Genomic DNA, 19,781 nt, shown 5'->3' on the forward strand with positions numbered 1-19,781 from the left:
GTGAGGTTCTCACACGTGGTGTGCAGCGCAGTCTCAGCTTCGACGAGCGATTCGCTCATCGCATTCCCCCTCCTCGAGGTGCTCGCAGAAAACACCCTGGGTGGGTTGCCCTAGCCTACGACCCACGAAGCGTTGCGCGTGTCGCGCGGGAATCCGCCGGCTGATTAGTCGCCGACACCCACCGGCTCAGCGGTGGCGACCGGAAGACCGGCCAGTGCGCGCACCTCGTCGGCGAGCTTCTGGTCGACCTGACCCCAGTACCAGAAGAAGCGCTCCTGGATGGCGGGGACGGTCAGGCTGTTGTACTGGCCGACGAGGGTCTCGATGAAGCGCTGACGCTCCTCGGCGCTGAACACCTCGTTGATGAGCGTGCGCGGCTGACCGAAGTCGTCGTCTTCGGAGTGCAGAGTTGCGGCGCTGCGCACGAGGCTGCCGTCGTTCTCCCAGCTCGCCTCGACGCCGCGCTGCGGGTCAGCCTCCGGGCCGCCTGCCGCACCGTAGGAGTTGGGCGTGTAGACGCGGTGCTCCGACGTGTTGAAGTGGTACTGCATGTTGCCCTCGTGCATGTAGTTGCTCGTGTGGGCGGCGTGCGGCTGGTTGACCGGCAGCTGGTTGTAGTTCGTGCCGATGCGGTAGCGCTGCGCGTCCGGGTAGGAGAACACGCGGGCCATCAGCATCTTGTCGGGTGAGATGCCGGTCCCGGGAACCTGGTTGCCGGGCGAGAAGGCAGCCTGCTCGATCTCAGCGAAGAAGTTCTGCGGGTTGCGGTTCAGCGTGAAGGTGCCGACCTTGATGCGCGGGTAGTCCTTCTTCGACCAGGTTTTGGTCAGGTCGAACGGGTTGAAGCGGTAGGTCTTGGCCTCTTCATAGGGCATGACCTGCACGTAGACGTCCCACGAGGGGTGCTCGCCCTTCTCGATCGACTCGTAGAGGTCCCGACGGTAGTAGTCGGCGTCTTCACCGGCGATGCGCTCGGCCTCGTCGGCGAACATCGGCTCGACGCCCTGGCGGGACAGGAAGTGGTACTGCACCCAGAAGCGCTCGCCGGCGGCGTTGACCCACTGGTAGGTGTGCGAGCCGTAGCCGTTCATGTGGCGCCAGGAACGAGGCAGGCCGCGGTCGCCCATGACGTAGGTGACCTGGTGGGCCGACTCGGGCGAGAGAGTCCAGAAGTCCCACTGCATGTCGGCATCGCGCAGACCGGATCCGAGCAGACGCTTCTGCGAGTGGATGAAGTCGGGGAACTTGATGCCGTCGCGCAGGAAGAACGTGGGGGTGTTGTTGCCGACGATGTCGAGGTTTCCCTCGGTGGTGTAGAAGCGCAGTGAGAAGCCGCGCACGTCGCGCCAGGTGTCGGGGGAGCCCTGCTCGCCGGCCACGGACGAGAAACGGATCAGCGTCTCGCTCTTCGCACCGGGCTGGAACACCGCGGCACGGGTGTACTGCGAGACGTCTTCGGTGACGACGAACTCGCCGAACGCGCCGCCGCCCTTGGCGTGCGGGTTGCGCTCGGGAACGCGCTCGCGGTTGAACGAGGCGAGCTTCTCGACCAGGTAGCGGTCGTGCAGCGCCGTCGTGCCGTCAGCGCCGGTGGTCAGCGACTGGGAATCGCTGGCGACGGGCGTGCCGGTCTGGGTGGTGGTGAAAGTCTTGTCAGTCATTCACTATTTCCTTTCGCAATCAGAGCAGATGGCTCGGTAGGTCACAGAGGCTTCGAGGATGCGCATGCCGTGGTCGTGGGACGGATGCAGGCACGGGGCTTCGCCGACGGCACAGGCGACGTCTTCGACGCGGCCGCACTCGACGCACTGCACATGGTGGTGATTGTCGAGTTCGTGCTGCACCTCGTAGAGGGCGCTTCCGGCGTCGGGAAGATTGACGCGGCGCACCAGGCCGGCCCCGGTGAGGTCGTTCAGGATGCCGTGCACTGTCGGCAAGGCGACGCCGCTGACGTGCGGCGGCAGAGCGGAATGCACGAGCTCAGCGGAGGCGTGCGGGTGCGCGCTGAGCGACTCGAGCACGGCCACCCGCTGCACCGTCACACGAAGCCCGGCCGCGCGCAGGCGTGCGGGTGCCTCGATCGTGGCCGGTGTCGTCGTCATGCCTCCATTCTGCCACTATTCTGAATAATTCACAAAAGCGAATCGTTCAGTTTTATAGTGGCGGATGCGGCGTCAGAGGCGGCCGGATGCCTTCAACTCGAGGTACCGGTCGGCGATGCGCGGTGGCAGGTCCTCGGGATCCGCAGCGATCGCTTCGCCTCCCGCGCGGCGGATCGCGTCCGCCACGTTCTCCGCGTCACGCAGAGTGCGCTCGGCGGCCGCCGCGAGATAGATCGCCTCGCGGGAATCTCGCTGGGTGGCGATCTCACCGATCGCGTCGTCCGTCACCGAGCCCACCAGCACCGTGGTCGAGCGCGACGGATCGGGGAAGGCTCCGAGGAACGACCGTGCCGACTCCGCGGCATCCTGTGCGGTCAGCACGACGATGAGCGACGGACGCGTGGTGAGCGTGCGAATGGCCGCGAACGCCCCCGCCCAGTCGGTGTCGACCAGGCGCGCGTGCACCGGCGCCATCGCGTCGGTCATGGCCGGCAGCAGTGCGGCGCCGTCGACGCCTGTCACCCGCCCGCGCACGACGCGGTCGTAGAGCAGCAGGTGCACATGGTCTCCGGCTCGTGCGGCGAGGGCGGCAAGCAGCAGCGAGGCTTCGAGCGCCGCATCCAACCGTGTGCCATCACCGACGCGCGCCGCCGCCGTCCGCCCGGTGTCGATGAGGACCACGACGTGACGATCGCGCTCGGGGCGCCACGTTCGCAGCATCGTGGTGCCGGCGCGGGCCGTGGCGCGCCAGTCGATCGAGCGCACATCATCGCCGCGCACATACTCGCGCAGCGAATCGAACTCGGTGCCCTGCCCGCGCACCTGGATGCTCGTGTTGCCATCGAGCTCGCGCAGCCGCGCCAGGCGCGACGGCAGATGCTTGCGCGATGCGAATGCCGGAAGCACTCGGATCACGCCGCGAACAGCGTGTCGGGCCTGCCGGCCGCCGAGCCCCAGCGGGCCGCGCGAGCGCAGAAAGACGAATTCACTCACCAACTCGCCGCGTCGTCGCGGACGCAGCGCGATGCCGATGCGACGACGCTCACCCGCAGGAACCTGCAGAGCCAGGCGCTGCGAGCTCGCCCCCGCCGTCGGCTGCCACGCATCGCGCAGCAGGGCATTGAGCGTGCGCGTGCCGTGGTTGTGCACAGCGACGCTGACCTCGACCGGCTCATTCATCCGGGCGCGCTCGGCAACGCGGCGCGTCACCGTCACCTGGCGGGCGCTCGCCGCGAGGACGATATCGACCACCAGCAGCGCCACGCACAGCAGCAGCCAGCCACCGAGCACCGCCCACACCGGCGCACCCATCGCGGTGAACGCGATGAGTGGAATGACACCGATGCCGACGACCAGGGCGAGGCGAGCAGAGATGAACACTTTAGATCGGCACCCGCGTCTGCTGAATGACAGAGGCCAGCACGGCATCCGCAGAGACGCCTTCCATCTCGGCGTCCGGGCGCAGCTGCAGACGGTGTCGCCACACCGGAACGAGCATCGTCTGAATGTGATCCGGCGTCACCGCGGTCGAACCGTTCAACCATGCCCAGGCCTTCGCCGCGGCGAGAAGCCCGGTCGACGCGCGGGGGCTTGCGCCCAGCAGCACCGAGGGTGACTGGCGCGTCGCACGCGCGAGGTCGACCACGTAGCCGAGCACCTCATCGGTCACCTCGACGCGCGCGGCCGCATCCTGGGCGGCGCGAATCTCGTCCGCCGTCACGGCGGCTTCGACGCCGGTGAGCATGCGCGGCGAGAAGCCGCCGGCATGCAGACGCAGCACCGTGACCTCGGCGTCGCGCTCGGGCATCTCGACGACCAGTTTCATCAGGAAGCGATCGAGCTGCGCCTCCGGCAGCGAATAGGTTCCCTCGTGCTCGATGGGGTTCTGCGTGGCCGCCACGAGGAAGGGGGCCGGCAGATCGCGGCTCGTGCCATCGGCCGAGACCTGGCGCTCTTCCATCGCCTCCAGGAGAGCTGCCTGCGTCTTCGGGGGCGTGCGGTTGATCTCATCGGCCAGCAGGATATTGGTGAACACCGGACCCTGGCGGAACTCGAACTCGCCTGTGCGCGCGTCGTAGACGAGGGATCCGGTCACATCGCCCGGCATAAGGTCGGGCGTGAACTGCACACGCTTCGTGTCCAAGCCCAGCGCCCGCGCGAACGAGCGCACCACCAGCGTCTTCGCGACGCCGGGAACACCCTCCAGCAGCACGTGCCCGCGTGAGAGCAGGCACACCAGCAGGCCGGTGACCGTGCCGGCCTGGCCGATGACGGCTTTGTCGACCTCCGCGCGCACACGGTGCATGGCCTGCCGCAGCTGGTCTTCATCTCGTTCGGTCACGGTGTGTTCCTTTCCACATGGACGACGGCTCCGACCGCCGCCTCGAGTTCGGCGAGCTGGCGGGCAGCGTCGATGAGATCCGCGTCGGTCTCCGGCAGCGGACCGGTGAGAAGCTGCTGCAGTGATCCACGGGGGATGCGCAGGCGATCAGCGGCGGCGTCGGCGATCTCGGTCGGCTGCGACCTCTCGGTCAGCGAGAGGCGTTTCGCGAGGCGTCGCAGCGACCCATCGCGGAGAGCGTCCGCGGCATGGGCGGCATCGGCGGCCTTGGCCGTGAGCCGTGCCCGACCGAGCATCGTCTCCGAGGCGCGCACGGTCACCGGCAGCGTCTCGGAGACGAGCGGTCCGAAGCGCTGCCCCCGCGCGATCGCGATGACGATCCCCGCGATCAGCAGGAGCAGAATCGCCGGAGTCACCCACGTCGGTGTCAGCGAGGCGAGAGTGTCGTCGGTGTCGGCTTCGATATCGGTGTCCTGGAAGGACGGCACGTACCAGACGAGCCGGTCGCTCTGTCCGAGCAGCGCCAGCCCGAGCGCGGCGTTGCCGTTGTCAGCCAGGTGCTCGTTGCTCAGCAGCGCGCTGCCTTCGACAAGAACGGTGCGCCCATCGCCGTGGTCATCGACCAGCAGGGCGGCGGCTTCGGTGCTCTCATCGGCGAAGCACCCGGTGACCCCGGCCGCGGGCGTGAAGAAGCGGTCGGGGCGGATCGAGCCGATGTTCGCGAGCTCGGGCAGAGAGCACTCGGGGGTGAACTGCTCCGCCGCCGGCGGGGTCGCGTTCTCACCCAGATCCAAGACGCGCAGCAGGCGCGAGGCGCTCGAGAGGAACACGACGTGCTCAGCGGGAGCGATGAGCTCTTCCACCCCTTCGTCCGACAGCGCGTAGGGGTCGGCCATCGCGAGCGTGGCGTCGTCGTCGAGTGCTGCAGCAGCTTCGGCGCGTGAACGGGCGACCGTGATCTCGACACCCTGCTCGCGCAACAGTTCAGCCAGGGCGGCTGAGCCGGATTCCTTCGCGCTTTCCGGGTCGAGCGCTCCGCGTGATTCCGGAGTGCTGACGCTGAGACTGCCGATCACCAGGGCGAAAGCGATCACGAGCACGACGATGAGCAGCCAGCCCAGCGCCGAACGCAGCTTTCCCGTCGACCGGACGGCGGTGCTCGTCATACCGGCACCGCTGCCGGAGAGGCGGCCTCGGGCTCGGGCACGCGCGCGGTCATGAGATGCTCGTCGGCCGTGACGAGCATGCGATAGCTTTCCTCGGATGCCGCGTGGCTCAGGTAGCGCACGTCGTCGAAGGCGCTGGCGGCAGCCGAGAGCTCATCCGCGTAGGCGCCGAATGCGGCCGCTGCCTCGCGGGCGATCGCCTGCGCGGTGGCGCCCGGGGCAGGATCGATCACATCGCGCTCGAGCAGGCCACGCGCGATGGCGCGAAAGCGCAGCACGGTCGCGGCATCCCAGTCGCCCTCGCGAGCGCTGCGCCCCGCATCCGCTCGCAGCTGCGCCGCCGTGCGATTGTCTCGTTCGCCGAGAAGATCGGTTCGGGGACGCTTCACCTGCCGCGAGACGCGCGGTCGTCCCCACAGGATGAGCACCGTGATCAGCGCCGCCACGATCACGACAGCGACGATGATCAGAGCCGCGCCGCCCACCTGGCCGCCAGCCTCCGGCGAGAACAGATCGGCGATGAACTCCGCGACGTCTTCGGCCAGGTAGTCGAACCAGGTCGGCTTGGCATCTGCGTAGCGCTGCTTACTGAGCTCTTCTTCAGCCCAGCGACGTGCCTCGTCGCCCTCCGGCGCGTAGGGATCGACCCCGATGATCATGCAGAGCCTGACCCGGGCGGTGCCCACGGTGCGCCGCCGGCCGGGGGTGCCGGCGGCGGAGGTGCCGGCGGCGGAGGCGTGGACGCGGGAGGTGCTTGAGGTGGGTACGGCTGCGCCGGGTGCTGCTGCGGCGCGGGATACGCCTGTGGCGGGTACTGCTGGGGAGGATACTGCTGCGGTGGATACTGCTGCGGTGGATACGGGGGCCAGCCCGCCGGGGGAGCGGCATAGGTCGGCTGCGGCTGCGGCTGCGGCTGCGGCTTCGGCGGTGGCGCGCTGCTGACGGCGCGGGCAGGGTCCACAGCGAAGGGGTCGCCGAGCTGGTCGTCGCTGACACCCTGATCGCGTCGTTCGAGGTAGCTGATGAGGCTGTGGTCGAGGCCTTCGTAGCGCATCCGGCAGTCGAGGTAGATGAACGCGGCCGCAGCGCACAGCACGACGACGGTCACCGCCTGCAGGGCGTACACCAGCAGCTGCGGTGCGATCGACGTGATGATGTACACGGCCATGCCAGAGGCATCATTCGGCCCGGTGGGAGCGATCAGCGAGCCGAACAGCGAGCCGATGAACGACAGCGGCATGCTCACCACGCCCACGGCGGTGCTCATGATCGCGTTGACGAGGAAGGTGACGCCGAACGCGACCCAGAAGCGGCCGCGGGTCAGTCGCCACGAGCGCACCAGCGCTTCGCGCAGGCCTGGCCGTTCGAGGACGAGGATCGACGGCACCAGCAGCAGCTTCGTGCTCAGCCATACCCACAGCGGAATCATTCCCAGCACGAGCAGGATGCCGAAGACCACCGCCAGGGCGACGCCTTCGCCCGAGCCGCCGACGCCGGCCATGATGCCCAGCGCGATGATGCCGCCGATGATCGCCATCATCACGAACGCCGCGAGAGCCTGCAGCACGCTCCAGCCGACCAGGCGCCACAGCGCCGGGCGCATCAGACGCCACAACCGGCCGAGACTCGGCTTCTCGCCGAGGGCCGCGTAGCCGATGTTGGCGGCCACGACGCCCTGCATGATCGCGGTGAACGCGAGGCTCACGAACCCCATGGCGATGATGACCAGCCCGTTGATCGCGATGGATCCCCACAGCACCGGATAGAAGTCGGGGTGGCTGGGGGTGAGCGTCTCGATGCGCAGGAAGGTGAACACCAGCACGGCGCCCACCACCACGCCGCTGATGATCGCGACGATCAGCTGCACCACGATCGCGAATCCGAACAGCACCTTCGGGTTATGCCGCAGCGCTGCGAAGGGCTTACCCAGCAGCGCCCCGAAGGTGAGCGGATGCAGCGGAATCAGTCCCGGTTTCACCGCCGGCGTCCAGCCGGGCGCGCTGTTGTATCCCGGCGCGCCGCCGTACCCCTGTGCGCTCATCGCGCTCCCTCCGATCGTGCAACACCATCGTGTCATATTCCGCCGTTGTCGCTATGAGCGCCGCGAGGCGCTACCGTGATGCAAACGTTGTGATGAAGTACGCTGGGAAACGTTGCGCCGACCGCTACCGCTGAGCGGCGAACATGCTGAGAAAGATGGGGCTGGGATCAGATGACCTCACGGATCCTTGTGGTCGACGACGACACCGCGCTCGCCGAGATGATCGGGATCGTCCTGCGCACCGAGGGCTTCGACCCCGTTTTCTGCGCAGACGGAGCGAAAGCGGTGGATGAGTGGCGCACCCAGCGCCCTGATCTCGTCCTGCTCGATCTGATGCTGCCCGGCATGGACGGCATTGAGATCTGCACCCGCATCCGTGCCGAGTCCGGCATCCCGATCATCATGCTCACCGCTCGCACCGACACCGCAGACGTCGTGCGCGGCCTCGAAGTCGGCGCCGACGACTACATGGTCAAGCCCTTCAACCCGAAAGAGCTCGTCGCCCGCATCCGCACACGTCTGCGTCCGGTGGCCCCTGCCAGCAGCGAGGTCCTGCGCATCGGCGACCTCGTCATCGACGTCGACGCGCACGAGGTGCGTCGGGACTCGACGCCCATCCCGCTCACGCCGCTCGAGTTCCAGCTGCTCGTCGCGCTCGCCTCGAAACCGCAGCAGGTCTTCTCCCGCGAGATGCTGCTCGAGCAGGTGTGGGGGTATCACTACAAGGCCGACACGCGCCTCGTCAACGTGCACGTGCAGCGGCTTCGGGCCAAGGTCGAGCTCGACCCCGATATGCCGAAGATCGTCATGACGGTTCGCGGGGTCGGCTATCGGGCTGGAAGCGTCAGCTAGGACATCGGGGTGACCGCGACGAGCGCGACCCCCACCGCAGTCACACTCTGGCGGGACTGGCGGGGGTGGCCGGCGACCGTGCGAACGCTGTGGCGCAGCTCGCTGCGCTTTCGCACCATCACGATCACGCTGCTGCTGACGTCGCTGGCGATCTTCATCACGAGCGTGACGATGGCGCTGGTGATCCAGAACAACCTGTTCGAGTCGCGCCGCGATCAGGTGCTGTACGACGCTCTGAGTGCGGTGAACCAGGCACAGGAGACGCTGGATTCGGCCGACGTCTCCGATGAGTCCTCATCGCTGCGCGCCCTGTGGGGCGAGGTGTCTGCCGCGATCCCGCGTGCGGCGGCGTCGTCGTTGATCGCCGTGTACCCGATCGATCGGCCGCCCGTGGGCACCGGTGTGAACGGCTTCACCGTGGGCGGCCTGAGCGGCGATCTGCTCAGCGCCGGGCTGCGTGAGCGCGTCGTCGCCTTCCCTGACCGACAGTCGTGGCAGTCCATCGCCCTGCCCATGAGCGATGGGTCCGCGTCGCCGGGCATCGTCGTCGGCCAGCAGCTGTTCGTGCCAGAGGTCGGCGCGTTCGAGGTCTACATCGCCTACGACCTCGCCGATTCCGAGCAGACCCTGCGATTCGTGCAAAGCACGCTGTGGGTGGCCGGTCTCATCCTCATCGCGATCGTCGCCGGCATCTCATGGATCGTGCTGCGGCTGGTGTCGGGGCCCATCATCGAGGCAGCCGAGACCAGCGCGCGTCTCGCCTCGGGAGAGCTCGAGGTGCGGCTGGAGGTGCACGGCGAAGACGAATTGGCGACGCTGGCGAGCTCGTTCAACGCGATGGCAGACAGCATCGAAGCGCAGATCAAAGAGCTCGGCGAGCTCTCCCTGGTGCAGCAGCGCTTCGTCTCCGACGTCTCGCACGAACTGCGAACGCCGTTGACGACCATCCGGCTGGCAGCCGACATGCTCAACGACCAGCGTGACCAGTTCGATGCGACGACCAATCGCACCGCCGAGCTCCTGCACACGCAGGTGCAGCGATTCGAGACGCTGCTGAACGATCTGCTGGAGATCAGCCGCTACGACGCGGGCTCGGTGCAGCTGGAGCTCGAGTCGACGAGCCTCGCCGAGCTCGCCGAAGACATCATCGAGCAGATGAAGCCGCTGGCGGACGAGCGCGGCTCCGAGCTGCGTCTGGTCGCCCCCGGAGGGTACTCGCCGGTCGAGATGGATCCGAGGCGCGTACGTCGTGTGCTGCGCAACCTCGTCGGCAATGCGATCGAGCACGGCGAGGGGCATCCGGTCGTCGTCACCGTCGACAGCAATCAGGATGCGGTGGCCGTCGGCGTGCGCGATTTCGGACTCGGCATGCACCCGGCAGACGCCGAGCGCGTGTTCGACCGCTTCTGGCGTGCCGACCCGTCACGCCAGCGGACCATCGGCGGCACCGGCCTCGGGTTGTCGATCGCCCTGGGCGATGCCCGGCTCCACGGCGGAACCCTCGCCGTGTGGTCGGAGCTCGCGGTCGGAACGAACTTCGTCCTCACCATTCCTCGGCACGATGGCGAGCTGCACGGACCCTCCCCGGTTCCAGTGGAGCCGCAGGAGACTCTCTCGGACGTCAGCGGCGCCACGCAGCCCATTCAGCTCACGGAGCTGCGCGAGATGTTCTTCACCGAGACGCAGCCGGATACGGACACCGGCGAGGAGGATCGCTCATGAGTCTTCGACGACGCAGGGCTGCGATCGCGGCACTGACCGCGCTCGCCGTGGCGCTCACTGCCTGTGCGGGGCTTCCGACCTCCGGTGACGTCGGCGTCGGGCTGGCCAGGGATGACGTCGCACTCCCGCCCGACATCAGCCAGATCGCGGCTGAGCCGTTGGAGGGTGCGAGCCCCGAGCAGATCGTGGAGGGGTTCCTCGATGCCGCACTCACCCCGACCGACGGATGGAAGATCGCCCGTGAGTTCCTGGCGCCCGAGCTCGCCGCGACATGGCGGCCCAGCATCGGCGTGACGATCGATTCCAGCGCGGCTGCACGCGAGTTCAACGCCGAAGTGGTCGGCGACCAGGACGAGGCCGAGCGCGGAAAGGTCCGGGTGCTGCTCGACCAGGTCGCCCGCGTCGACGAGCGCGGGGCGTACACCGAGCTCTCGGGCGACCAATCGGTGGCCTCTTTCGAGGTGGCGCGCAATGACGAGGGCGAGTGGCGGATCATGACGGCGGCCGACGGGATCGTGCTCGACGCCGAAGCCTTCACCCAGGTGTACCGCCAGTATTCGCTGCAGTACTACGACCAGAGCTGGACGCGACTGGTGCCGGATGTGCGGTGGTACCCGCGTCGCATGCAGATCGCGACGACCCTGACGCAGTCGCTGCTTTCCGGCGCTCCCAGCGAATGGCTGCTTCCCGCGGTGCGCAGCGCCTTCCCGAGCGACGTATCGCTTGTGCGTGATGCGGTGCCCGTGAGCGAAGACAAGGTGGCAACGGTCGAGTTGACCTCGACCGCGCTGACGCTAGAAGCCACGCAGCTGGCCAGGATGCGCACGCAGCTCGAGGCGACGCTGCAGCGAGCCGGCGTCAGTGAGGTGCGCTTCACCGTCAACGGGCGCGATCTGAATGCGGGGAGGGCGACAGTGGAAGCAGACCCGGTAACCACCGGCGCCGTGGTGCTGACCGAGTCGGAGTTCGGCACGTACCTGGGCGATGAGATCACGTCGTATGACGGAGTGTCCGCTGAGATCGTCGAGCTGGCGTCGTCTGTGCGCGCCATCGATATGGCGCAGGGCAACACGCGGGCGTCGGTGCAGCTCGACACCGGCGCGGTCTATACGATCGCGGACGGCAACGTCGACGAGCTCGATGCGCGTGCGGGGCTCATCGCCCCCAGCATCGACCCGTACGGGTACACGTGGACTGTGCCGGCGGGCGCCCCGCAGGAGCTCATCGCCTGGGAACCGAACGTCACTGCGGTGACTGATCTGAATGCCTTCCCCGAGGCATCCTCGATCTCGCAGCTGCGGGTCGGCCCGGACGGCGCGCGTGTCGCAGCCGTCGTCACGAGGGGCGGGCAGCGGTGGGTCGTCGCTGCGGCGATCGTGCGCGATGAGAATCAGGTACCCGTCGAACTCGGCCCGACGCACCCGGTCGCGCAGCTGAGCGGGAAGGCGATCGGCCTCTCGTGGGTCGGCAGCGACGCGCTGAGCGTGCTGATCGACGACGGAGAGAGCCGTCTCGTGCTGACGCAGGGCGTCGGCGGGCCGGGCGCGCGCGCCGCCGCTCCCGAGGGAGCGCGGTCGATCTCTGGAGGCGCGCTGTCGAGCGCCGTGCGCATCCTCAACGACAAGGGCGTGCTCTTCGCACAGCGGGGAAGCACCTGGCAACGCGGGCTCACGGACGTGCTCGTCCTCGGCACCCACGCCGGCCAGTAGTACGGCACAGTCTCCGAATCTGGCGCGTTATCCACCGTTCGCGCTGTCGAGCGCTTCCGGAGGTGCCGGGCCGCGCCAGTCTCGAGGCATGTGCGATCGATCACGTACGCCGGCACTCGTCGACGAGATCGCAGCCTTCCTGCTTTCCGGATGCTGCAGCGGCTGCGACCTCCCCGGCACACTGCTGTGTCGCTGGTGTCGTGACGTCCTGGTCGCCGATCCGGTGCACAGGACGACACCGGGCGGGATGCCGGTGGTCGCGGCCCTGACGTACGAAGGGGTGCCGGCACGATGCATCCGACGTCTGAAAGAAGAGGGCGAGACGTTGCTGGCTCGCCCGCTCGGCGCGGCACTGCGTGTGGCGATCGATGAATTCCTCCCGGGCACGGGGCGCGCACGGTTGGTGCCTGTACCGACCAGCCGCGCCGCCTTCCGACGCCGCGGCTACCGGGTACCCGATCTGCTGATCCGGCGCGCCGGGCTCTCGGTGAGCAGACTGCTGGCGCCGACACGCACGACGGCAGACCAGCGCGGCCTCGACATCGCCGAGCGACGCCGCAACGTCGCTCAGAGCATGCGGGTGCGACACGCCCGGGGCGGTCGCGACATCCTTCTCGTCGACGATGTGATCACGACCGGAGCGACGCTGGACGAAGCGGCGCGGGCGCTCACAGCCGCAGGAAACCGCATGCTCGGAGCCGTCACCCTCGCAGCCACACCACGTCATCGTGAATTCACGTCAAACGCATCATGAAAGTGTCGTGACATCCGAACGAACGCAGGCTACGGTGGGGGTCACAAGGCGACAACGGTCCGCCCTTGGCCGGGAGGACCGGGACAAGGAGACACAATGGAAACGAGCATCGTTGGCGTTGGTGTGGGCATCACCGACCGCTTCCGAACCGTTGTCGAGGAGAAGCTCGCCAAAGTTCAACCGCTCGCGGCCAAAGCGCAGCGGCTGGACGTCAAGGTCACCCATCGTGCGTACCGTGGCGGGCGTGTTCCTGATGAGACCGTTGAGCTCACGCTCGTGGGCAAGGGCCCGATCATCCGCGCCGAGGCTGTCGATGGCGACAAATTCGTCGCACTCGACCTTGCCGTCGACAAGCTCTCTGAGCAGCTGCGTCGCGCGAAGGAGAAGCGCGTCGACGGGCGTCAGCATCCGCGCGGTCCGCACTTCGAGAAGGAGACCGGCTCGCTGACCGGAATCGACGTCGAACCGGCCTCCGCCGATGTTCTGCACGCTGTCGCCACCGGAACCGTACCGGTGCAGCACGAGGAAGAGGAGCCGTACTCGCCCGTCGTCATCCGCACGAAGAGCTTCGATGCTGAATGGATGACGGTCGAAGAAGCCGTCGACCGGATGGAGCTCGTCGGACACGACTTCTTCCTGTTCGTGGATGTTCGCACCGATCACCCCAGCGTCGTCTACCGCCGCAAGGGCTGGGACTACGGCGTGATCGCCCTCGAGACCCAGGCTCCGCCGACACAGGCGCTCGCGTCCTAGGAGGCAAGACCGAAGCGGATGCCGCTCCCTGAGTTCGTCGAAGGGTCGGCATCCGCTTCTCTGTATACGTCAGTCGAAGATACCGTCGAGGATGCTGCCGATGACGAGGCCGCCCATGATGCCGCCCATGACATCGCCGCCTCCGCCGCGGCGTCCGCCTCCCCAGCCGCCGCCCCAACCGTCGTCGCCCCAGCCCTGCTGCTGAGGGCGCGCGGAGTCGATGTCGTGCTGCGCGAGCTGCAGCGCCTCGGCGGCGAGCTGTGCCACGCGGCGAGAGGCGACGAGCGCCTGCTCGCGAGTGTCTTCGGGCTGGATGAGCTCGGGGATGTCGACGCGCAGCCGCTCGGCTTCGGCGAGGCGCGTGCGGGCATCGGCGCCGATCCAGCCGCGGTGGCCCGAGATGAGGCCACGCGCGACGCCGAGCTGGCGGTCGGCGTCGTCGAGAGAGTGCTGCACCTGGGTGACGCTCGGAAGGGGATTCTCTTGGCGGTAGTGCGCCTTGGCGATCGCGTCGTCGAGGGCGGTGTTGGCGCTTCGCAGCTGGGTCAGCTCAGCGAACGGGTCGTTGCGTGAGCCAGCCGGGGCGAGGGATTCGAGCGCCTGCTCAAGTGCGGTGATCGCCTCGGCCACCTCGGGAACTTTCGGAGCGCTGCGTGCGGCGATGATGTCTCCGCGGGAATCGGCCACGACCTCGGCAAGTGTCGACTCGGCGCGCAGCGCTTCGATCTCGAAGTCCTCGACCGCGTCGAGGATCACACTCGTGCGGCGAATGGCCTCGGTCGCGGTTTCGAGCGCGAGGTTGGCTTCTTCGTTCTGCTTCGCGGCGCGGCGGCGCTCGGCGACGTCGGCCCCGTGCGTGGCGAAGGCGATGAGCTGTTCGGCCTCTTCGGCGCTGTTGCTGATCTGGTGCACGGCGGAGTCGGCATAGCGGGTGGCGAGGCGCTCGATGATGCTGCGGGCCTGGGGGAGTCGTGCGGTCAGCGCCTCGGCATCCGAGCGCACCTTCGCGCGAACCTGGGGCGCGTTTCGCACCGTGGCGACGGCCTCGGCGAGTGCCGCGGTCTTCTCATCGAGCAGGTCTTCTGCCCAGTCGCACAGCTGCTTGATGCGCGCGTTGCGGGTGCGCAGCTCTTCATCCGTGTCAGGGATCTCATCGTGGTTGAGCTGGTGCAGATGAAATGCCTCGCGCAGGTGCGTGCGCACGGCTTCGAGCGCGGCCTTCAGATCTTTCGTGAGCGATGTTCCGAGCTCGGCCTCGGCGAACACGAGCTCATCGGCGGCCGTGCGAATGCGCTCGTCTGCCGCGACGAGCGCCCTCTCCGCCTCGCGTGCCAGTGTGGCGTCCTGTGCTGCTTGTGCTTCTTGTTCGCGCTTGCGTCTACCCCAGAAACCGGCCATGGAATGATCCTACTTACTCTGGCAAGCCGCGGGCTGTGAGCGTCACGCGATCACCGTGCGCCGGGTGAGATCGGCGGCACGCGGAGGGATCAGCCAGGATGCCACGGCGATCAGCAACGGCAGTGCGACAGCCAGCCCGGCCAGGGCGATCCACGGAGTGTCGGCGATGAGGAGCCTACCCTGGGATTGGATCGCGAACCCGATGGCGGGGAGCACGCCGGCGACGGTGCCGGTGACCGTACCGAACCCGGCGATGAGCAGGCCCTGCCAGAACTCGATGCGCCGGCGCAGTTGCGGAGTCGTGCCGATCGCGGTGAGCGTCGCGTCGTCGGGGCGCCGCTCGAAGCGTGCGAGGCCCAGCGCGACGGAGGAGGCCGCGAGCACGAGTACGCCGACACCCGCGAGGATCGGGATCATCCAGAAGGCGTCCTCGTCCGGGCCGTGCTCGAGGTACGGAGAGAGAACCGTATCGGCCGTGCTGAGCAGCTCGGCGTGCGATCGGATGCGGTCCAGCTGCTCATCCGTGAGGGGATCAGCGAAGGTCGCGACGACCTTCACCGGCTCGGTGACCATGCCGAGCTCGTCGGCGGTCTCGGGGGAGACGGCTATCGCGTTCGGCTGGTGCGGCAGATCGACCGTGAGAGCATCGAGCTGGACCTCACGCTGCGGGTCGGCGATCGGCGGCGCGCCAGGAGGGCGCGCCCAGATGGCGCTGGGCACCCGGTCTTCGTAGGCATCGCGCACGGTCCAGGTGCCGACGTCGAGCGTGCCGTCGCTCACCCACTGTGCATCGGTGACCAGCGCAGCTCCGTCTCGGTAGGCGCTCAGCTGCGCATCGCTGAGCTCGGCGCCGATGGCCGCGGAGAGGCCGTCCGCGTCGATCACCGATATCGTGCGGTCCTGCCCGCTGCTGAAGGACATGCCGGTGCCAGGATCCAGGAGCTGATCCTCGGGCATCACGGGGATGACGGTGAGCAGATCCTCCGGAACATCGGAGACGGATGCGAAGTTCCAATGCTCGGACTGCCGGTGAATCGCGACGACGCTGTCTGCACCGGCATCCGTCACGATCTCGGTCGCCGATTCGGCCGCGAGGGCGGCTTCATCGGCGGTCAGCGGCTCGACCATTCCTTCGCCACCCGGATAGAACTCCACGCTGAGCGCACCGACTGGGGCCTGGTAGTACCAGTGCCGGGCGGTGCTGGCGTTCTGCATCGAAGCCTGTGACAGCGCGAACACCGCGATGAACACGGTCGCTCCGATCGCGGCGAAGGCGGGGACCGTGCGCGAGGCATTGGCCGCGGCATCCCTCGTCGCGATGCGCGCCGCCAGGCTCACTCGTGACAGCACGCGCGAGGTGAGCCAGAGCAGCCAGCGCCCGGAGAGCAGGATTCCCACCTGCACGAGGATCGGCCCGATCACGATGCCGAACGGCGGGATCGCACGCAGGGGAGAGTCCCAGGCGATGTCCTCCTGCGAGACCGACTGGAGGGCGGCTGTGCCGACCGCGCTGGCGATCGTGAGTGCGACGCCGATGACGAGGATGATCGATCCCCACACGGGCCTGGATGCGCGCGGCACCTGGGGACGACGTGCTCCGCGCAGCGCGCTCAGCGTGTCGGTGCGCGAGACCGAGCGGGCAGGAACGGCCGCGGCGGCGGTTCCCACCAGCACGGAGAAGATCGCGATGGCGGCAAGGGCGAGCCACGGCACATGAAAGCCCCAGTACCGCGTGCCGGAGCCGTCATCGGTGAGGGCGATGATCCCTGCGCCCACGCCCACACCCAGCGCGAGACCGGCGACTCCGCCGATGAGACCCAGTGCCGTGCCCTGCAGCACGATCGTGCGGCGCAGATCAGCTGGAGCCGCCCCCACGCTCGCCGCGACCGCGAGGGAACGCTGCTGCCGCCGGGCCGCGACCGAGAACGCGGCGCCAGCGAGCATGATCACCACGTACGCGGCGAAGGCGGCCGCGGCCGCGAGGATTCCGAACAGCGACCACATCACACCGCTCGACTGGTCGTACGCGTTTCCCCACGGGTCCGCGGTCTCGGTCGCGGGGGGGTCGAGCACGACCTCGCGTGAATACGCGATGATGCCCTGCTCGTTGAGCGCCTGCACATCAGCCCAGCTCAATGAGCGCTCCGGCAGGAACCACTTCGTGCTGCCGCTGACCGGAGCATCCGCCGGGAGGAACAGCACGGCCTGGTCGGCGGGGGTGTAGGCCGCCGTCATGGTTCCGACGACCGTGTACGTGTCGTCGGTGTCGGGCAGGGCGATCTCGCCGCCGATAGAGGTGCCGATGCGCTTCAGGGCCGCAGGCGTGACCAGCGCCTCACTCGCTGTCTGCGCGGCTCGCCCGTCGACCAGATCGAAACGCCCGGCGAAGCGCTCATGCCATACCTCGCCGGCCCATGCCGAGACGGAGGCGACGCCGTCGTCGGTCGCCGTGCGAACCTGCCCCTCCACAACCGGGATCGTCTCGGCACCCGCGGGCAGGGCGCCGGCGGGGTCATCCAACGGCGCGCCCTCGGGGGCGATCATCTCACCGTTGCTCTGCAGCTCGTAACCGTTCCACGACGGCTGAGTGGGGGCCTGCCAGAACCCCGAGTCCGGGGCGCCCACCGGCTGCACCCAGGCCTGCATCTGCCCGAGCTCGGCGTGCACCTCTTCTTCTGGCGTGGCGACGGTGCTCCACATCACGACGGCGAAAGCGGTCATCGCCGCGATCGGCAGCGCGATCAGGGTGACGATCATGACACTCGACGAGATGGTGCGCCGCACCTGTCTGCGAGCGAGTCGTCCGGCGATCCTCCAGCGCGAGCCCGCGCTCACGGTGTGACGCCCGACAGCAGCGCATCGGCATCCGATCGGCGGGACTCGTCCACGATGCGCCCGTCGCGGAGGAACACCACGCGATCGGCGAACGCCGCATGCCGCGCCTCGTGTGTGACGAGGATGCCGGCGGCTCCGGCATCCACGCGCGCTCGCAGCATCTTCAGCACCATCTCGCCGGTGACCGAATCCAGGGCCCCCGTCGGCTCGTCGGCGAGGATCAGCCGTCTGCCGCCCACCACAGCGCGGGCGATCGCGACACGCTGCTGCTGTCCGCCGGAGAGATCGTCGGGGTAGGCATCGTGCTTGTCGGACAGGCCCACAGAGGCGAGAGCATCCTTGCCCGCCCGGCGGGCGACGCGGCCGCGAAAGCCGTCGAGTTCCAGCGGGAGGGTGACGTTCTCCATCGCGGTGAGGGTCGGGATGAGGTTGAAGTCCTGGAAGACGAAGCCCAGAGAGCGCCGACGGAGCTTCGCCAGCTGTGCGCGGCTCTGCTCGCTCAGATACGCGCCCTCCACGATCACCTCTCCGGTGGTCGGCATCGCCAGACCGCCCGCGATCGACAGCAGCGTCGACTTGCCCGAACCCGAAGCGCCCATGATGGCGACCAGCTCGCCCTGGCGGACCTCAAGGTCGACGCCGGAGAGTGCCGATACCGCCGTGGCACCCTGGCCATACTGTTGCGTGACGCCGATGAGCTGCAGAACCGTCTCGGTCATCGTGCGGCCGCCTCGCTCTGGGGCGCCTGCGCCGGGCGGCCGCGTTTGGGGCGTTCGGTGGTGAGCTCGAGTCCCATGGCATGGTGCGGATGCAACGCGAGGCGCTGCTCGGTGTGATCGAGCCAGCGCACTTCGGCTTCGGCGGCGAAGATCATCGAATCGACCACGAGCGACCAGGCGAGTTCAGCCGAGCCCTCGGGATCGCCGCCGGCGTACTTCGCTCGCTGCAGCTCCTGCAGATGCGACAGCGACGCGCGCCGCTGAGCCTGGATGACAGCGGCGACATCGACGCCCGGCAGTGTCGCGGCGACCGCGAGCTTGATGGCGAGTTCGTCGCGCGTCGCCTGGGTGCGCACGACGGGGGAGGACAGCCATGCGGCGACCTCGGCGGATCCGGCATCCGTGATCTGCCAGTAGACGTGACCGTGCTCGTCGGCTTCACCGCGCTCGGCGAGGCCATCGCGCTCCAGCCGCTCGAGGGTGTTGTAGATCTGGCCCACGTTGAGCGGCCACGTCGACCCGGTGCGCCGGTCGAATTCGTGGCGCAGCTGATAGCCGTAGCACGGGCCCTGATCGAGGATGGCGAGCAGACTCTGTCGAACCGACATGTGACCTCCTGAAGTCGTTTCCGAGTATATACATACCCGGAAACGTGGTGGGGGCGGGAAATGCATCCACTTATGCAGACGACGCAAAGGTCACTGCCCGGTAACATGGCAAGGTATGCCCGGCACCGAAGCCCGATCTGGGTGGCTGGGAACTGACCCACAACAGGGAGATGACTTACGTGGCGAATCCTCTTGAGAAGCTGCTGCGCGCGGGTGAAGGTCGTATTCTTCGCCGCCTGACCCAGGTCGCGAAGGCCGTGAACGCGCTCGAGGAGGACTTCGAGAAGCTCACCGACGACGAGCTCGCGAACGAGACCACCGAGCTGCGCGCGCGTTTCGACAAGGGGGAGACGCTCGACAAGCTCATGCCCGAGGCATTCGCCGCCGTCCGCGAGGCTGCCAAGCGCACCCTGGGCATGCGTGCCTACGATGTGCTGCTCATGGGTGGGGCCGACCTCCACCTCGGAAACATCGCGGAGATGAAGACCGGTGAGGGCAAGACGCTGGTCGCGACCTTCCCCGCCTACCTCAATGCCATCGCCGGCAAGGGCGTTCACATCCTCACCGTCCACGACTTCCTCGCCTCGTACCAGGCCGAGCTCATGGGCCGCGTGTTCCGCGCGCTCGGCATGACGACCGGCATCATCGTATCCGGCCAGACTCCCGCCGTCAGGCGCGAGCAGTACGCCGCCGACATCACCTACGGCACGAACAACGAGTTCGGATTCGACTACCTGCGCGACAACATGGCGTGGAGCAAGAACGACCTCGTTCAGCGCGA

The 19,781-nt window shown here is 68.1% G+C and carries 16 protein-coding genes and 1 pseudogene; 6 read left to right on the forward strand and 11 right to left on the reverse strand.

Translation table 11 applies throughout. The features are described from left to right. Window positions 1–164: 164 nt before the first annotated feature. The 7 genes from Q1J95_RS06400 to Q1J95_RS06430 all read right to left on the reverse strand — a co-directional run bounded on the left by Q1J95_RS06400 (window position 165) and on the right by Q1J95_RS06430 (window position 7,650). Window positions 165–1,661 carry a catalase gene (locus Q1J95_RS06400; protein WP_300266540.1) on the reverse strand — a complete coding sequence of 499 codons (1,497 nt, stop codon included), beginning with the start codon at window positions 1,659–1,661 and terminating at the stop codon, window positions 165–167. A 3-nt stretch (window positions 1,662–1,664) separates the two neighbouring features. Continuing rightward, window positions 1,665–2,102, reverse strand: coding sequence for a Fur family transcriptional regulator (locus Q1J95_RS06405; RefSeq protein ID WP_300266541.1), 438 nt, complete (start codon window positions 2,100–2,102; stop codon window positions 1,665–1,667). Window positions 2,103–2,174: 72 nt separating this feature from the next. Beyond that, entirely contained in the window at window positions 2,175–3,482 is a 1,308-nt protein-coding gene (locus Q1J95_RS06410) for a DUF58 domain-containing protein (protein WP_300266543.1), read from the reverse strand. Window position 3,483: 1 nt separating this feature from the next. Further along, window positions 3,484–4,407 (reverse strand): MoxR family ATPase, encoded by a 924-nt coding sequence (locus tag Q1J95_RS06415; protein WP_300266558.1) that lies wholly within the window; start codon window positions 4,405–4,407, stop codon window positions 3,484–3,486. Window positions 4,408–4,439: 32 nt separating this feature from the next. Next, a complete protein-coding gene (locus Q1J95_RS06420; RefSeq protein ID WP_300266544.1) occupies window positions 4,440–5,609 on the reverse strand; it encodes a DUF4350 domain-containing protein in 1,170 nt (389 codons plus the stop codon). Next, window positions 5,606–6,268, reverse strand: a complete 663-nt coding sequence (locus tag Q1J95_RS06425; RefSeq protein ID WP_300266545.1) for a DUF4129 domain-containing protein — start codon at window positions 6,266–6,268, stop codon at window positions 5,606–5,608. Before Q1J95_RS06425 ends, Q1J95_RS06420 begins: the two co-directional genes overlap by 4 nt. Next, window positions 6,265–7,650, reverse strand: a complete 1,386-nt coding sequence (locus Q1J95_RS06430) for a hypothetical protein (RefSeq protein WP_300266547.1) — start codon at window positions 7,648–7,650, stop codon at window positions 6,265–6,267. The genes Q1J95_RS06425 and Q1J95_RS06430 overlap by 4 nt, the downstream gene beginning before the upstream one ends. Window positions 7,651–7,821: 171 nt before the next feature. Here Q1J95_RS06430 and mtrA point away from each other — a divergent pair, with 171 nt between their 5' ends. From mtrA to raiA, 5 genes are all read left to right on the forward strand, one after another. Beyond that, window positions 7,822–8,502, forward strand: coding sequence for an MtrAB system response regulator MtrA (gene mtrA, locus Q1J95_RS06435; RefSeq protein WP_300266549.1), 681 nt, complete (start codon window positions 7,822–7,824; stop codon window positions 8,500–8,502). 9 nt (window positions 8,503–8,511) lie between these two features. Beyond that, window positions 8,512–10,224, forward strand: a complete 1,713-nt coding sequence (mtrB, locus tag Q1J95_RS06440; protein ID WP_300266550.1) for an MtrAB system histidine kinase MtrB — start codon at window positions 8,512–8,514, stop codon at window positions 10,222–10,224. Continuing rightward, the gene (locus Q1J95_RS06445) at window positions 10,221–11,933 is read left to right on the forward strand and encodes a GerMN domain-containing protein (protein ID WP_300266551.1); all 1,713 of its coding nucleotides are present in this window, start codon (window positions 10,221–10,223) and stop codon (window positions 11,931–11,933) included. Before mtrB ends, Q1J95_RS06445 begins: the two co-directional genes overlap by 4 nt. Before the next feature lie 88 nt (window positions 11,934–12,021). Then, on the forward strand, window positions 12,022–12,687 hold the full coding sequence (locus Q1J95_RS06450; protein WP_300266552.1) for a ComF family protein: 666 nt from the start codon (window positions 12,022–12,024) through the stop codon (window positions 12,685–12,687). Window positions 12,688–12,783: 96 nt separating this feature from the next. After that, on the forward strand, window positions 12,784–13,440 hold the full coding sequence (raiA, locus tag Q1J95_RS06455) for a ribosome-associated translation inhibitor RaiA (RefSeq protein ID WP_300266553.1): 657 nt from the start codon (window positions 12,784–12,786) through the stop codon (window positions 13,438–13,440). A 69-nt stretch (window positions 13,441–13,509) separates the two neighbouring features. On the opposite strand, the gene Q1J95_RS06460 is transcribed toward raiA, so the two are convergent. From Q1J95_RS06460 to Q1J95_RS06475, 4 genes are all read right to left on the reverse strand, one after another. Continuing rightward, window positions 13,510–14,838 carry a hypothetical protein gene (locus tag Q1J95_RS06460; RefSeq protein ID WP_300266554.1) on the reverse strand — a complete coding sequence of 443 codons (1,329 nt, stop codon included), beginning with the start codon at window positions 14,836–14,838 and terminating at the stop codon, window positions 13,510–13,512. Window positions 14,839–14,880: 42 nt separating this feature from the next. Then, window positions 14,881–17,595 (reverse strand): FtsX-like permease family protein, encoded by a 2,715-nt coding sequence (locus Q1J95_RS06465; protein ID WP_300266555.1) that lies wholly within the window; start codon window positions 17,593–17,595, stop codon window positions 14,881–14,883. A 74-nt stretch (window positions 17,596–17,669) separates the two neighbouring features. Next, a complete protein-coding gene (locus Q1J95_RS06470; protein WP_300266556.1) occupies window positions 17,670–18,392 on the reverse strand; it encodes an ABC transporter ATP-binding protein in 723 nt (240 codons plus the stop codon). After that, window positions 18,389–19,000 carry a PadR family transcriptional regulator gene (locus tag Q1J95_RS06475; RefSeq protein ID WP_300266557.1) on the reverse strand — a complete coding sequence of 204 codons (612 nt, stop codon included), beginning with the start codon at window positions 18,998–19,000 and terminating at the stop codon, window positions 18,389–18,391. The genes Q1J95_RS06470 and Q1J95_RS06475 overlap by 4 nt, the downstream gene beginning before the upstream one ends. 179 nt (window positions 19,001–19,179) lie before the next feature. On the opposite strand from Q1J95_RS06475, the pseudogene Q1J95_RS06480 reads away from it, so the two are divergent. Then, window positions 19,180–19,781 (forward strand): annotated as a pseudogene (locus Q1J95_RS06480) (preprotein translocase subunit SecA); the annotation flags it as partial.

It is taken from the genome of Microbacterium sp. (assembly GCF_029263575.1).
Classification (GTDB): Bacteria; Actinomycetota; Actinomycetes; order Actinomycetales; family Microbacteriaceae; genus Microbacterium.

Excerpts from the sequence above, each read along its gene's own strand:
- Q1J95_RS06405 (WP_300266541.1), bottom strand. The coding sequence starts at position 2,102 with ATGACGACGACACCGGCCACGATCGAGGCACCCGCACGCCTGCGCGCG.
- raiA (WP_300266553.1), top strand. The coding sequence starts at position 12,784 with ATGGAAACGAGCATCGTTGGCGTTGGTGTGGGCATCACCGACCGCTTC.
- Q1J95_RS06400 (WP_300266540.1), bottom strand. The coding sequence starts at position 1,661 with ATGACTGACAAGACTTTCACCACCACCCAGACCGGCACGCCCGTCGCC.
- Q1J95_RS06460 (WP_300266554.1), bottom strand. The coding sequence starts at position 14,838 with ATGGCCGGTTTCTGGGGTAGACGCAAGCGCGAACAAGAAGCACAAGCA.
- Q1J95_RS06450 (WP_300266552.1), top strand. The coding sequence starts at position 12,022 with ATGTGCGATCGATCACGTACGCCGGCACTCGTCGACGAGATCGCAGCC.
- mtrA (WP_300266549.1), top strand. The coding sequence starts at position 7,822 with ATGACCTCACGGATCCTTGTGGTCGACGACGACACCGCGCTCGCCGAG.
- Q1J95_RS06420 (WP_300266544.1), bottom strand. The coding sequence starts at position 5,609 with ATGACGAGCACCGCCGTCCGGTCGACGGGAAAGCTGCGTTCGGCGCTG.
- Q1J95_RS06475 (WP_300266557.1), bottom strand. The coding sequence starts at position 19,000 with ATGTCGGTTCGACAGAGTCTGCTCGCCATCCTCGATCAGGGCCCGTGC.
- Q1J95_RS06425 (WP_300266545.1), bottom strand. The coding sequence starts at position 6,268 with ATGATCATCGGGGTCGATCCCTACGCGCCGGAGGGCGACGAGGCACGT.
- Q1J95_RS06470 (WP_300266556.1), bottom strand. The coding sequence starts at position 18,392 with ATGACCGAGACGGTTCTGCAGCTCATCGGCGTCACGCAACAGTATGGC.
- Q1J95_RS06415 (WP_300266558.1), bottom strand. The coding sequence starts at position 4,407 with ATGCACCGTGTGCGCGCGGAGGTCGACAAAGCCGTCATCGGCCAGGCC.
- Q1J95_RS06445 (WP_300266551.1), top strand. The coding sequence starts at position 10,221 with ATGAGTCTTCGACGACGCAGGGCTGCGATCGCGGCACTGACCGCGCTC.
- Q1J95_RS06465 (WP_300266555.1), bottom strand. The coding sequence starts at position 17,595 with ATGATCGTCACCCTGATCGCGCTGCCGATCGCGGCGATGACCGCTTTC.
- Q1J95_RS06430 (WP_300266547.1), bottom strand. The coding sequence starts at position 7,650 with ATGAGCGCACAGGGGTACGGCGGCGCGCCGGGATACAACAGCGCGCCC.